Origin of the sequence: Fluctibacter corallii, from assembly GCF_025751585.1 — a bacterium.
GTDB lineage: Bacteria > Pseudomonadota > Gammaproteobacteria > Enterobacterales > Alteromonadaceae > Fluctibacter_A > Fluctibacter_A corallii.
Window position 1 is genome coordinate 293,638 of sequence record NZ_JAOWKX010000001.1, and the last position, 13,156, is coordinate 306,793.

Sequence of the window (13,156 nt, forward strand, 5' to 3'; positions counted from 1 at the left end):
TTTACTTCTTTGCCCTATTCTTAAAAAAGGCTAAAAATTTAATAATTCGCTTGAATAGCCAAAACGTTTTAATATTTAATTTAATGTACTTTCAGCTGCTTAATATGAAGTTCATTCTTTTGAATTGAATTAATATAGTTTAAAAGGATCTGACTTCTTATCGCCTTTGCTTTTTTAAACACCTTAAGTGCGTAACCGTCATCCTTATTTTTAAAAGCAGACTTACACTTCTCTAGAAAAACGTCTTTTGACATAGCCGCCACTTGAATAGATGAATGAACATTGACTAACAGTAAGGATTTAGCTACCTCTAAATCTTCTTCACCTAACATTCTTACAATACGTTGATAGGCCTTTACTAACTTAATAGCCTCATTAGAATCGATTTCGCCAAAATCAACCAATTCACGCGTGGATTTTTTTCCTAGATCAATCGTCGACCAATCCACACTTGGGTTACTCTCTATAATAGATTCAAGACCAGCTACATTAATATTCTCTTCAATACCCATAAGACACCCATAAAAAAACCCAGCGAATGCTGGGTTAAAGATAAAAAAGCAGCCAGTAAAAGTGATTATTTGTAATTTTAAAATGTTAATATGAAGTAAATTAACAGGAGAAAATAAAATTACCTGGCTGCTTGAAACCAATTATTTCTTATTACGCAAATGCTCTATTATCACTGTCACTGCCTTCAGATAGTCGACGCAATAGGTCGTCAGGCAATGTTTTCCCTATTGTGGTTAGCATTTGGTTCTCACTAAAACCCGCACCCTGAGGGACCTCTTGGCTAGCTTCGTAGTGAGGCTGCGCCTCTACAACGTCGTCGTCGCTTTCAATAAACTCAACAGGTCTTTCTTCATCGATCATCATGTTACTTTTTTCAGTTTGAAGCTGTTCGTTAATCTTCCCAACTAGCTCGAAAACATCTACAAATGGGCGTTTAATAATGGCAGAAAGTGCTTTTTCTGATTGTTCCTTCGTTAATTTAACAGTAAAGAAATCAATAGCATCGCTTTGTTCAACCTGCTTCTTCAATTTATCAATTGTAAAATAAACATCTTTATAAACCATTTCAGACATTGCAGAAATAAGCAGTTCAGCTTCTCTACCGTTTATTTTCACATTTAAATCAATTTCACTCATAAATACATCCTTAAATTTTAATTTTATTTCGACACACAATTCTTAGCATGGGTTTATTTAATTAAATTTTGACTCAGGAAACAAACGATTCTGGAAATTAAATAATTTTTTTTCAAAAAATTATGGATATTTTACACACCAATCAAAAAAAGAAATAGGTAGAGATAGGGATACTGGTAAAGATAGAAATAAATTACGTGTAGGGATAGTAAGAAGACATCTGCCTCGCAACATAATGATGCGAGGCGGGAACATCAGTTAAATTGACGTTTAAGGTGGGTGTGAAGCTGATCTTCTAATTCATAGATGTGTTGCAATAAAAAGTCTAGGCGAGATTTCCAATGCCGCTCCCAACTACTTGGAGATATTTCAGCGATTGACGCACGTTGACGACCACTCAATACCATCGCGCCAGTCCCTCTGCACCTGCCGCATTCTTCAGTGGAAAAAGCATAGTTACGTGAGGTAATCACACTGCCTACACCTTTGCACTTTTTACAGGTAACGCCGTACACTCCCTCCAGCATCATGAGTTGCGCCAGACCGTTGGCACTCTTTAGGCCTTGCGACCAATTTTCTCGGCTTGCGCAATGCTCAATATAGCTTTCAAGATATTCAGTGAGCTTTGATGCTGCCGCATTATCATCACAGTACTTTGCCAAACCGAAGTACGACGCAGGTTTTGATAACCCTTTGAATCCTAATGCAGCAGCGACATCACTTCGCGTAATCTGTTGTCTTCCTGCACCGACAGAGTCTAAACTGACTCCGTGTGGAACCAGTTTGTTAAGTAGTGACGTACTCATGCGGCACCTACAATTTTTCGCACCATATCAGGCAGTAAGAAAAATTGCTCAGCGAGCATTTTGTGATTGATACCTCTCACTTTATTTAATTTTTTGATTGTAGAAATTTCAGCATCAGTTAACAGAGCTTCATTTCTATTCAAAAAAACCTTAATGTACGTTGAGCGGTTGGGCTCATTGTTCTCTTCTTTTCTGTAGCGATATCGCTCGCCGTACTCTACATAGTTAAAAAATCGTGTGCAGGCCAACTTTTCCTGCTTGCACTTTTTTTCAAAGGCACACGTTTCACAGGGACTAGGCTCTGAGTTAAACGCACTTGCTAGCCAGTCAAAACGTCTTTTTGCATTCTCTTGAAGTCGTTGAGCTAATACATTCATTGTCTTCCCTCTATACATATTCTAGTTTTGTTCGAGTCGATATCTGTTAGTCGAGCCTTAAGAGTGGAAGATATTTTTACCAATTAAAACAAAGGGATAGATAGTTGTCTGATATGTGCTAGTTAGTGTCTGATATGTACTATCACGACGATGGGGTGTCTGATATGTGCTATTTGAAAATCATCACTTCGTAGGGGGAAGGAGAGATACATGGACGGCGGTACTTTTACAATTTTAGGGGTTAAAACAGGCTAATATCGTCGACCAGAAGAGCCGTATTTCAACTCCCCATCTACATGGCTTAAGTGGGTTAAACCATGTAAAAAATAACGTTTCGAACATGCGAAAGTGTATAGGACTACCCACTTTTCAGTAATTCTTAGTGGCTTTATGGGATTGTTAACGCAACAAAAGTTGACCTAAATAGTATAATTAACCTTCTAGACAGCGATTGGCGTTTAACCACTTTTTCGCTTTTCGGCTCACCTGCTTGGTATAGTTATTATTCAAACTCCTCAAATTGGCGCGTAATAACAAAGCTTCAGCTCGAAAGCAAAGCACCTTTGCCTAACACCGCCTTATATAATCTAAACCTTGAAGACTATTTATCAATTACGGATTACAAACTTATACTAATCGTTTCAACGCACTTTAATTTAATGATGCCACAAGCATGTCATCCTGAAACTGTTAGCTCACAGACAGTTGAATACACATAATGCAAAGATCGACAATAACGCTTTTCCTGACTACCTTACCAAAAAGTGCAAGCATCACTTGCACCTATTATCGTTACACATACAAAGAGCGCCCTGATAGGGCGCTCTCATTTGAGTTTTCATGATGAGTTAAATCAAGACGTCAAGCCACCGCTTATTCGCTTGGTGCTTCTTCTAGCACACCATCTTCCGGTTGAACCGTTTTAGATAGCAGCAATTCTGCACGTAATTTAGTTTCGATATCAGCGGCCATTTCAGGGTTCTCTTTAAGATAGCGAACAACATTCGCTTTACCCTGACCAATTCGGTTACCGTTGTAGCTGTACCACGCACCGGCTTTTTCCACCAGTTTTTGTTTCACGCCCAAATCAATAAGCTCCGCTTCTTTAGAGATGCCTTCGCCATACATAATCTGGAACTCGGCTTGCTTAAATGGTGGTGCAACTTTGTTTTTCACCACCTTCACGCGGGTTTCGTTACCTACGACTTCATCACCTTCTTTAATAGCACCAATACGACGAATATCTAAACGTACAGACGCATAGAACTTAAGTGCATTACCGCCAGTAGTGGTTTCAGGGTTACCAAACATAACACCAATCTTCATACGAATTTGGTTGATGAATATACACAGCGTATTTGAACGCTTAATATTCGCAGTCAATTTACGCAAGGCTTGCGACATTAGACGTGCTTGTAAACCCACGTGCGAGTCACCCATTTCACCTTCAATTTCAGCTTTAGGTGTAAGAGCCGCCACCGAGTCAACAATAACAACATCAACAGCACCAGAGCGAACCAACATGTCGCAGATTTCTAGCGCTTGCTCACCAGTGTCAGGCTGCGAAACCAATAGCTCATCAATGTTCACGCCAAGTTTTTCTGCATAAACAGGATCAAGAGCATGCTCAGCATCTACGAACGCACACGTTTTACCTTGCTTTTGAGCTTGTGCGATGACTTGTAACGTTAACGTCGTTTTACCCGATGATTCCGGACCGTAAATTTCAACAATACGCCCCGTTGGTAAACCACCTATACCTAGCGCAATATCAATGCTCAGCGAGCCGGTAGAAATAGCTTCAATATCCATTGCTTGGTTATCACCAAGGCGCATAATTGAACCTTTACCAAATTGCTTTTCAATTTGACCTAATGCGGCAGATAACGCACGTGATTTATTATCATCCATCGGTGTACCTTCAAATAAAACGAGTTAAAACGTATGAATATGACATTCACTAACCAGTGGTTCATTAATACTCATGTAGAAATACAACATGTGAAACACTGGGTACTTAAGAATATGTAGTGTCATTCATTTAATGTGGAAGAGTATACTGTATAACCATACAGTTACAAGTACTGTTTCGATCTTTTTCTAACGATCGTGCTAGTCAGGCATATTATCTAAGATCTCTATCAAGCTCGTCAAAGCAAATTCTACCGCCTGATTACGAACAGCTTGTCGATTTCCAGAAAAAACCCTGTGTGATGCACTAAGCTGACCATTTACGTAAAAACCGAACCACACTGTGCCGACGGGTTTTCCTGATGTTGCCCCTCCTGGGCCAGCTATTCCGCTCACAGAAACGGCACACTTTGCTTTTGCACTACATGCAGCACCTTTTGCCATTTCTAATACCGTTTGTTCCGACACGGCCCCGTGTTCCGATAGGGTGTTATCAGACACGCCAAGTGCCTGTATTTTTGCCTCATTACTGTATGTAATAAACCCTTGTTCAAACCACGCAGAACTTCCAGCAGTATCAGTAATGGCAGCGCCGATGCCACCTCCCGTGCAGGATTCGGCAGTAGTGACTGTCCATTCTCTCGTAAGCAAAACCTGCCCTAGGCGTTCAGAAAGCATTTCAAGCTGCGTCATTCTCTCTCGTCCTTACTCAGTTGTGGAAAACGGAAAAACCAATCATCTGCGATGAATTAACGGCCTCTAGGTTACCTTGGCTTAGGAAAAAATGGCAGTCGAGTTTTCTCGGTATCTTTTCCCGATCGTTTATTTATTTTTCCCTATTCGCTCACATTAAAATTTACGTTAAAATCGCTGGCTTTCGTGTAGCGCCTCCAGAAATATGCGTTGTGTCTGGGGTAATAGCGCGCTCACCCCTCTTCCATTTAACGAAATAAGAGAAAGTAACGTTAACATGAGTACCCTACCGACTGATGTCCAAAACCACACGCCTATGATGCAGCAATACCTTAAAATCAAGGCAGAGCACCCAGACATTCTCTTGTTTTATCGTATGGGAGATTTCTACGAATTATTCTTTGATGACGCCAAAAAAGCCGCTTCATTACTTGATATCTCACTCACGGCACGAGGAAAATCTGGCGGGAATGCCATTCCCATGGCGGGCGTACCCTATCATGCCGTAGAGGGATATTTAGCACGTCTGGTTAAAATGGGAGAATCAGTTGCCATTTGCGAGCAAGTTGGCGATCCCGCCACCAGCAAAGGCCCCGTTGAACGAGCCGTTCAGCGAATTGTTACTCCCGGCACGGTTACCGATGAAGCGCTACTTGAAGATAAACGCGATAATTTACTGGCCGCAGTTTATTCACAAGATGAAAAGTTTGGGTTTGCAACCATCGACATTAGTAGCGGCCGTTTCGCTATTTGCGAGCTAGCCGATCACGCAGCCTTAAACGCCGAACTACAACGCACTCGTCCCGCAGAATTACTCTACCCAGAAGATTTTGCGGCGATGCAGGTTATTGAACCATACAAGGGGTTACGCCGCCGCCCTATTTGGGAGTTCGATTTTCAAACGGCCACACAGCAACTCAACCAGCAATTTGGTACAAAAGAATTGAATGGATTTGGTGTGCAAGATGCTCACCTTGGGTTATGTGCAGCAGGCTGCGTTATTCAGTATGTTAAAGACACGCAACGTGGTGCCCTTCCCCACATTCGCAGTATTCAGTTAGAAAATAACCAAGATAGTGTGTTAATGGACGCCGCAACGCGCAAAAACCTTGAGCTCACGCAAAATTTGTCAGGCGGCCACGAGCACACGTTAAGTGCCGTATTAGACAATACCTCTACCGCCATGGGCAGCCGTTTATTACAACGTTGGATTCATCGGCCACTCACAAACACCGCGATGCTAATAGGACGACAAGATACGATTGAATGCATTCAAGAACAAGACTATACAGCGCTTCAATCTTTATTAAAGCACGTCGGCGATATAGAGCGTGTGCTTGCCAGGCTGGCATTAAGAAGTGCAAGACCTAGGGATTTCTCACGGTTGCGCCAGGCTTTTCAACAATTGCCCGATATTCAGTCGTTTATTTCTGAGACATTGAGCGTAGTAAACTCATCGGACTCACATCCGCTAACAATGCTTAGCCAAGATATCTCCGACTTTCCTGCTTTGCGTGAATTACTCGAAAAAGCGATTATTGAAAATCCTCCCGTATTAATCCGAGACGGCGGCGTTATCGCCTCAGGTTATGACGCAGAACTTGATGAATTACGGGCGCTGTCGAAAGGCGCAACCGATTACCTTGAAGCGCTGGAGCTGCGAGAAAAAGAACGCACAGGTATTCCTACTTTGAAAGTCGCCTATAACAAAGTGCATGGCTATTACATTGAGGTAAGCCGCAGTTATTCTGATCAGGTTCCCGCCGATTATGTCAGGCGTCAAACCCTTAAAAATAATGAGCGCTACATTATTCCCGAACTGAAAGAACACGAAGATAATGTGCTTACGAGCCAAAGTCGCGCGCTGGCACTTGAAAAGCGCCTATACGATGCACTGTTTGACGAAATACTCCCACATTTGTCAGCACTGATGCAAAGCGCCCATGCCTTGGCGGAGCTTGACGTGTTAACTAACTTAGCCGAACGGGCTGAAACCCTAAATTACTCCCGCCCTGAGTTAACCCAGTCTGTCGGTATTCAATACGAACATGGCAGACACCCTGTGGTAGAAGTCGTGTCTGATTCGCCGTTTATTGCCAACCCCCTAACGATGGACCAACATCGCCGCATGCTTATCATTACTGGTCCCAATATGGGCGGTAAATCGACTTATATGCGACAAACCGCACTGATCGTATTGATGGCTTGCATTGGCAGCTTTGTACCTGCCGACCATGCTCAAATTGGTCCTATAGACAGAATATTTACGCGTATTGGTGCGTCAGACGATCTTGCCTCAGGCCGCTCCACGTTTATGGTAGAAATGACAGAAACGGCCAATATATTAAACAATGCAACGGCAAACAGTTTAGTACTGATGGATGAAATCGGTCGTGGAACCAGTACCTACGATGGCTTGTCTCTAGCGTGGGCAAGCGCGGAATACCTAACCACTAAACTCAGTGCCTTCACCTTGTTTGCAACCCACTATTTCGAACTGACTCAACTCACCGAGCAGTACCCTCAACTTGCCAATGTGCATTTAGACGCCGTTGAGCATAATGACAGCATTCGCTTTATGCATGCCGTTCAAGAGGGTGCAGCTGACCGAAGTTATGGACTGCAAGTCGCACAACTCGCGGGCGTGCCTAAGCCTGTTATCAATGCAGCAAAACGCAAGCTAATGGAATTAGAGGCCCACAATATTGTGAATGCATCCGATTCAGCAACTCAAAACAATCAAGCCGCGGAAAACGTACAACCCTCTTTACTTCCCATAGAGTCGGAAGTAGAGCACACATTGGCAAACATCGACCCAGACTCTCTATCTCCCAGAGAGGCTCTCGATGCACTGTATCAACTGAAAGCATTACTTAACTGACGCGATTACAACCTGCCATGAAGCTAAATACCCGTGGCAGGTTACTTCAATTAACGTCCATACTCTCAGCACACCTGCACATTCTCAACACGTAAAGTGATCCGAAACGCCGTTTAATTGCCTACTATATTTAGGAGCTCAATGTCATCTGTTTACGACATATAAAACACCAATAAGCCGCTCCGAGAATGCACTAAACTCGCTATAAAGGTTATCAGCTAAAGTGCAAACAAAAGCGATAGGGTAATGTTAAGAACAACATTATGGTAAAACAATATCAGTCTTATCTGTGTAAGAGGTTTCTTCGCTCAACATATTCACGACGGATGGCGAGCCGTTTATTATTGGTGTGTTCATTGACGTTCATTGCTGGCGTATTTGCATTCTATTCTTTATTTGAGATTCGTAAAGAAACCTTGTCCAACCAAGTACAGCGCGCCGCTAACGAATTTACCGCCGATTTAAACCGACAGATTGGCGCGAATACGGATTTTACTCAGCAACTTTACTCAGAAATATCCTACTACAACCTAATTCGAAAAGGAGAGCAGTTTGATGGCGAAGAGCTGGCTAACGTCTTTGCAAATCATCTGGCACGCAATCCCACCCTTTACCAACTTAGATGGCTTGATGAAGCGGGCAACGAAAAGTTAAAAGTTATCAAGGAAACCTCTGGAAAAATTACCCGTTTAGCAAACGATGCACTTGTCAATAAAGGGCACAGAGATTACATGCAAGCAGCAAAAAAACTGAACGAGGGAGAAGTCTATCACTCTGCGATTGACTTGAATGTGGAATACGGAAAAATTGAACGTCCACATAGGGTGACTATGCGAGGGGTCATTTATACTGGTCACCACGGCTTACTTCCTGGCTACTTAGTGGCTAATTTCCAACTCAACAATATAATGCGAAAAGCCTACAGTACGAGCGCATTACTTTATTTAACGGCCCGTGATGGTTATTGGCTAAAGCACCCTGATAAGTCAAAAGAATGGGGGAGTCAACTCAGCGAAACAGATGCTAACGCTATCCGAGACGTGCCTGACCTGTGGCAGTTTGTCAACACAAAACACTCTGGAAGTATCGTCCAAGCATATGGAAAACTCTGGCAAATATTGTCTCTTAAAACCGAACTCAACAATATCAATGGCGAGCTTGAACAAAATTTGTTTGTACTTTCTTCAACCACAGAAGAACAATTAGCCTCACTCTTTAAAAATACGTTTTTATTGGTTGCCTTTCCAACCATGCTTGTATTGGTTTATGGCATCTGGTCACAACATAAGTTGGTGAAAGAAGAAATTCGGCAATTGGCGCTAAATGAAGAACTACGCGATGAAAAACGCCAATTGGTAAAAAGTAACCGTGAACTAGAGAAAACCCTCAAGCATCAACGCTCTCTTCAAGATGAATTGGTAGAAACTCGTAAGCTGTCCTCGTTAGGAATGATGGTGGCTGGCATTGCGCATGAATTAAATACGCCAATTGGAAGCGCTATGATGAGCGTGTCTACATTGCAGGACAGGTATGACAGCTTAGCTGAACGTCTAAAAAAAGGTGTTACCAAAAGCGCACTGGACGATTTCCTCTCGCTCAGTGAAGATGCACTAGACTCAACCATGCGTAATCTATACAAAAGCGCAGATATGATTCAAAGTTTTAAACGTTTGGCACTTGATCGTACCTCCATGACGTTGGAGGACATTCACATCCATACTATTATCAATGACTTGATCGTTATGATGTATCCTCATTTTGAATTAAATAGCGTAAAAATAGCAATTCAATGCGATGAAGCCACCACTCTGAAAACGTACCCAGGCATTTTATCTCAGATACTACAGAACTTAGTAGAAAATGCGCTGCATCACGCTTTCCCAGATGGCCAAAAAGGCAAGCTCCAGATAGCGGCTAAAAAAGAGCGGGGGCTTGTACATATTACCGTGTCTGACGATGGTGTAGGTATCTCACAAGACATAAAAGAAAACATCTTTGACCCCTTCGTTACCACAAAGCGTGGCGAAGGAAACACGGGACTTGGCATGCATCTGGTACACCAATGGACCACACAAATTCTTAAAGGCCGTATTTATGTTGAACCCATGATTCAAGGCGCGCGTTTCGTGTTAATACTGCCCTCATTAAAAGAGGAAGACGTAAACGGTACCACCGCTTAGCCACATTTTTTACATTCTTTATGAGTGACATTGGCGACGCTTTCACTTATACTGATCTCCCATCTTGATATCATAAAACGCATTTCAAAACGCGTTTTTTCCGACAACTTCTACGCCTTAGGTTACGCATGACAAATTATATTTTCGTCACAGGTGGTGTTGTTTCATCACTTGGAAAAGGTATTGCTGCGGCCTCTCTCGCTGCCATTTTGGAAGCACGAGGTCTTAACGTTACCATGTTGAAGCTCGACCCTTACATTAACGTTGATCCGGGAACGATGAGCCCGATTCAACACGGGGAAGTATTTGTAACAGACGACGGCGCTGAAACCGATCTTGACTTAGGTCACTACGAGCGATTTATTCGCACTCGTATGACAAAGCGCAATAACTTCACAACCGGACGCGTATACGAAGAAGTATTACGACGTGAACGCCGAGGAGATTACCTTGGTGCAACCATTCAGGTGATCCCGCATATCACCAACGAAATCAAGCGTCGTGTTATTGATGGTGCAGAAGGGGCTGATGTCGCCATAGTAGAAATTGGTGGAACCGTAGGTGACATTGAGTCGCAACCGTTCTTAGAAGCCATTCGACAACTGGGCACAGAGCTAGGTCGTGACCGCTCCATGTTTATGCACCTTACCTTAGTGCCTTACATGGCGGCATCTGGCGAAGTTAAAACCAAGCCCACTCAGCACTCAGTAAAAGAGCTGCGTTCTATCGGCATTCAGCCAGACATTCTGGTCTGCCGTTCAGAAAGTGCATTGCCGTCGAATGAGCGTTCGAAAATTGCATTGTTTACTAATGTTCCAGACAAAGCGGTTATTGGTCTAAAAGATGTAGATAGCATTTATCGCATTCCTGCCGCCTTAAAAGCACAAGGCCTTGATGAGCTGGTAGTCAACCGATTCAGACTAGAATGTCCTGAAGCTGACTTAACCGAGTGGGAACAAGTGCTTTACGCAGAATCGAACCCAACGGGCGAAGTCACTATTGGGATGGTGGGCAAATACGTTGAATTGCCTGACGCGTACAAATCGGTTAATGAAGCCCTCAAACATGCGGGACTGAAAAATCGCTTAACCGTAAATATTCGCTATGTTGACTCACAAGACATCGAAAGCAAGGGAGAAACCGTACTTCACGGGCTTGACGCCATTCTTGTTCCGGGTGGATTTGGCGAGCGTGGCGTAGAAGGTAAAGTAGCAGCAGCAAAATACGCGCGTGAAAATAACGTGCCTTATCTTGGCATTTGCTTAGGCATGCAAGTAGCGTTGATTGAGTTTGCGCGAAATGTTGCCGGTATGGAAAATGCTAACAGCACAGAATTTGATGCAGATACCCCCTACCCCGTTGTTGGCTTAATCACAGAATGGCTAGACGCGGCAGGCTCTACAGAGGTCAGAGATGAAAGCTCTGATTTAGGTGGTACTATGCGCTTAGGCAGCCAGCTTTGTCACCTTATTCCGGGAAGTAAAGTGCATGCGCTTTATGGCTCTGACGAAATTTATGAACGTCATCGCCACCGTTACGAAGTGAACAACAACCTGCGAGAACAAATCGAAAATGCAGGATTGATTGTGTCTGGCTTGTCTACAGATAAACGACTAGTTGAAGTGATTGAGCTGAAAGATCACCCTTGGTTTATTGCCGGGCAATTTCACCCTGAATTTAACTCTACACCACGCGATGGTCACCCATTATTTGAAGGCTTTGTTAAAGCTGCGGGTGATTATCACAAAGAAAATAATTAATTGGAATGTTGGCTCATTCGCGGGCCAACTTTACGGAAGAACGATTTACTTTTAAGGCAACAAATATGGCAAAAATCAGCAAGATCATTGGCCGTGAGGTCATGGATTCGCGTGGGAACCCCACGGTAGAAGCAGACGTATATTTAGAGTCAGGTGCATGGGGACGTGCATGTGCGCCTTCAGGTGCGTCAACCGGTTCTCGTGAAGCCTTGGAACTGCGCGATGGTGACAAAGCACGTTATCTTGGTAAAGGCGTTTTAAAAGCGGTGTCTGCAGTCAATCAAGACATTCAGCAAGCGCTAAAAGGGCAAGATGCCACTAACCAGCAAGCAATCGATAGCATTATGCTAGAACTTGATGGAACAGAAAACAAAGAAAAACTGGGGGCTAACGCGATTTTGGCTGTGTCTTTGGCAACAGCAAAAGCGGCCGCAATGGAAAAAGGCATTCCGCTTTACAAGCACATTGCTGAGCTGAATGGCACTGCAGGTGAATTCTCTATGCCGCTGCCCATGATGAACATCCTTAACGGGGGTGAACACGCTGACAACAACGTTGATATTCAAGAGTTTATGATTCAACCCGTAGGCGCACCAAGCTTCAAAGAAGCGCTGCGCATGGGCGCTGAAATCTTCCACCAGCTTAAAAAAGTGCTAAGTGCCAAAGGCCTAAACACCGCAGTGGGTGACGAAGGCGGATTTGCGCCGAATCTGAGTTCTAACGAAGAAGCGCTTACCGTGATTGTCGAAGCGGTTGAAAAAGCAGGCTACGAAATGAATAAAGACATCACACTGGCGCTTGATTGTGCGGCATCTGAATTTTATGAAGACGGACAATACAATCTGAAAGGCGAAGGCAAAGTCTTCAATTCAGAGGGCTTCAGTGACTACCTAAAAACGCTGTCTGAAAAATACCCGATTATTTCTATCGAAGATGGATTAGATGAAAGTGACTGGGAAGGTTGGTCTTATCTTACAAAGATTGCTGGCGACAAAGTTCAATTAGTAGGTGACGATTTGTTTGTCACCAACACTAAAATATTAAAGCGCGGGATTGAGCAAGGCGTTGGAAACTCCATTCTTATCAAGTTCAACCAAATCGGTTCACTAACTGAAACGTTGGACGCGATAAAAATGGCAAAAGATGCAGGCTACACGGCCGTTATTTCTCACCGTAGTGGTGAAACGGAAGATGCGACTATTGCTGATTTAGCAGTGGGTACAGCCGCAGGCCAAATTAAAACGGGTTCACTTTGTCGCTCTGATCGCGTTGCTAAGTACAACCAGTTACTTCGTATCGAAGAAGAACTACAACAAGTTGCATTTAATGGCCGCAAGGAAGTAAAAGGTCAGTAATCTGGCTTAAAAACGCTAAAATAACGGGAGACAGCATTGGTGAT

10 protein-coding genes are annotated in these 13,156 nt (G+C 43.4%); 4 read left to right on the plus strand and 6 right to left on the minus strand.

Annotated elements, in window-relative coordinates:
• Positions 1-80: 80 nt before the first annotated feature.
• From OE749_RS01265 to OE749_RS01290, 6 genes are all read right to left on the minus strand, one after another.
• Positions 81-512 carry a hypothetical protein gene (locus OE749_RS01265; protein WP_263710524.1) on the minus strand — a complete coding sequence of 144 codons (432 nt, stop codon included), beginning with the start codon at positions 510-512 and terminating at the stop codon, positions 81-83.
• Between the two features lie 151 nt (positions 513-663).
• On the minus strand, positions 664-1,149 hold the full coding sequence (locus OE749_RS01270; protein WP_263710525.1) for a hypothetical protein: 486 nt from the start codon (positions 1,147-1,149) through the stop codon (positions 664-666).
• 254 nt (positions 1,150-1,403) lie between these two features.
• A complete protein-coding gene (locus OE749_RS01275) occupies positions 1,404-1,955 on the minus strand; it encodes a hypothetical protein (protein ID WP_263710526.1) in 552 nt (183 codons plus the stop codon).
• A complete protein-coding gene (locus tag OE749_RS01280) occupies positions 1,952-2,332 on the minus strand; it encodes a hypothetical protein (RefSeq protein WP_263710527.1) in 381 nt (126 codons plus the stop codon). Before OE749_RS01280 ends, OE749_RS01275 begins: the two co-directional genes overlap by 4 nt.
• Positions 2,333-3,205: 873 nt before the next feature.
• Positions 3,206-4,243, minus strand: a complete 1,038-nt coding sequence (recA, locus tag OE749_RS01285) for a recombinase RecA (RefSeq protein ID WP_263710528.1) — start codon at positions 4,241-4,243, stop codon at positions 3,206-3,208.
• 201 nt (positions 4,244-4,444) lie between these two features.
• Positions 4,445-4,936 (minus strand): CinA family protein, encoded by a 492-nt coding sequence (locus OE749_RS01290; protein ID WP_263710529.1) that lies wholly within the window; start codon positions 4,934-4,936, stop codon positions 4,445-4,447.
• A 277-nt stretch (positions 4,937-5,213) separates the two neighbouring features.
• Here OE749_RS01290 and mutS point away from each other — a divergent pair, with 277 nt between their 5' ends.
• From mutS to eno, 4 genes are all read left to right on the plus strand, one after another.
• A complete protein-coding gene (gene mutS, locus OE749_RS01295; RefSeq protein WP_263710530.1) occupies positions 5,214-7,817 on the plus strand; it encodes a DNA mismatch repair protein MutS in 2,604 nt (867 codons plus the stop codon).
• A gap of 263 nt (positions 7,818-8,080) precedes the next feature.
• Positions 8,081-9,997, plus strand: a complete 1,917-nt coding sequence (locus OE749_RS01300; protein ID WP_263710531.1) for a sensor histidine kinase — start codon at positions 8,081-8,083, stop codon at positions 9,995-9,997.
• 128 nt (positions 9,998-10,125) lie between these two features.
• On the plus strand, positions 10,126-11,757 hold the full coding sequence (locus OE749_RS01305; protein ID WP_263710532.1) for a CTP synthase: 1,632 nt from the start codon (positions 10,126-10,128) through the stop codon (positions 11,755-11,757).
• Between the two features lie 65 nt (positions 11,758-11,822).
• Positions 11,823-13,112, plus strand: coding sequence for a phosphopyruvate hydratase (gene eno / locus OE749_RS01310; RefSeq protein ID WP_263710533.1), 1,290 nt, complete (start codon positions 11,823-11,825; stop codon positions 13,110-13,112).
• The last annotated feature ends 44 nt before the right edge of the window (positions 13,113-13,156 follow it).

Bases quoted from the DNA above. Each gene is read 5' to 3' on its own strand.
- OE749_RS01265 (WP_263710524.1), bottom strand. From the start codon at position 512: ATGGGTATTGAAGAGAATATTAATGTAGCTGGTCTTGAATCTATTATA.
- OE749_RS01270 (WP_263710525.1), bottom strand. From the start codon at position 1,149: ATGAGTGAAATTGATTTAAATGTGAAAATAAACGGTAGAGAAGCTGAA.
- OE749_RS01275 (WP_263710526.1), bottom strand. From the start codon at position 1,955: ATGAGTACGTCACTACTTAACAAACTGGTTCCACACGGAGTCAGTTTA.
- OE749_RS01280 (WP_263710527.1), bottom strand. From the start codon at position 2,332: ATGAATGTATTAGCTCAACGACTTCAAGAGAATGCAAAAAGACGTTTT.
- recA (WP_263710528.1), bottom strand. From the start codon at position 4,243: ATGGATGATAATAAATCACGTGCGTTATCTGCCGCATTAGGTCAAATT.
- OE749_RS01290 (WP_263710529.1), bottom strand. From the start codon at position 4,936: ATGACGCAGCTTGAAATGCTTTCTGAACGCCTAGGGCAGGTTTTGCTT.
- mutS (WP_263710530.1), top strand. From the start codon at position 5,214: ATGAGTACCCTACCGACTGATGTCCAAAACCACACGCCTATGATGCAG.
- OE749_RS01300 (WP_263710531.1), top strand. From the start codon at position 8,081: ATGGTAAAACAATATCAGTCTTATCTGTGTAAGAGGTTTCTTCGCTCA.
- OE749_RS01305 (WP_263710532.1), top strand. From the start codon at position 10,126: ATGACAAATTATATTTTCGTCACAGGTGGTGTTGTTTCATCACTTGGA.
- eno (WP_263710533.1), top strand. From the start codon at position 11,823: ATGGCAAAAATCAGCAAGATCATTGGCCGTGAGGTCATGGATTCGCGT.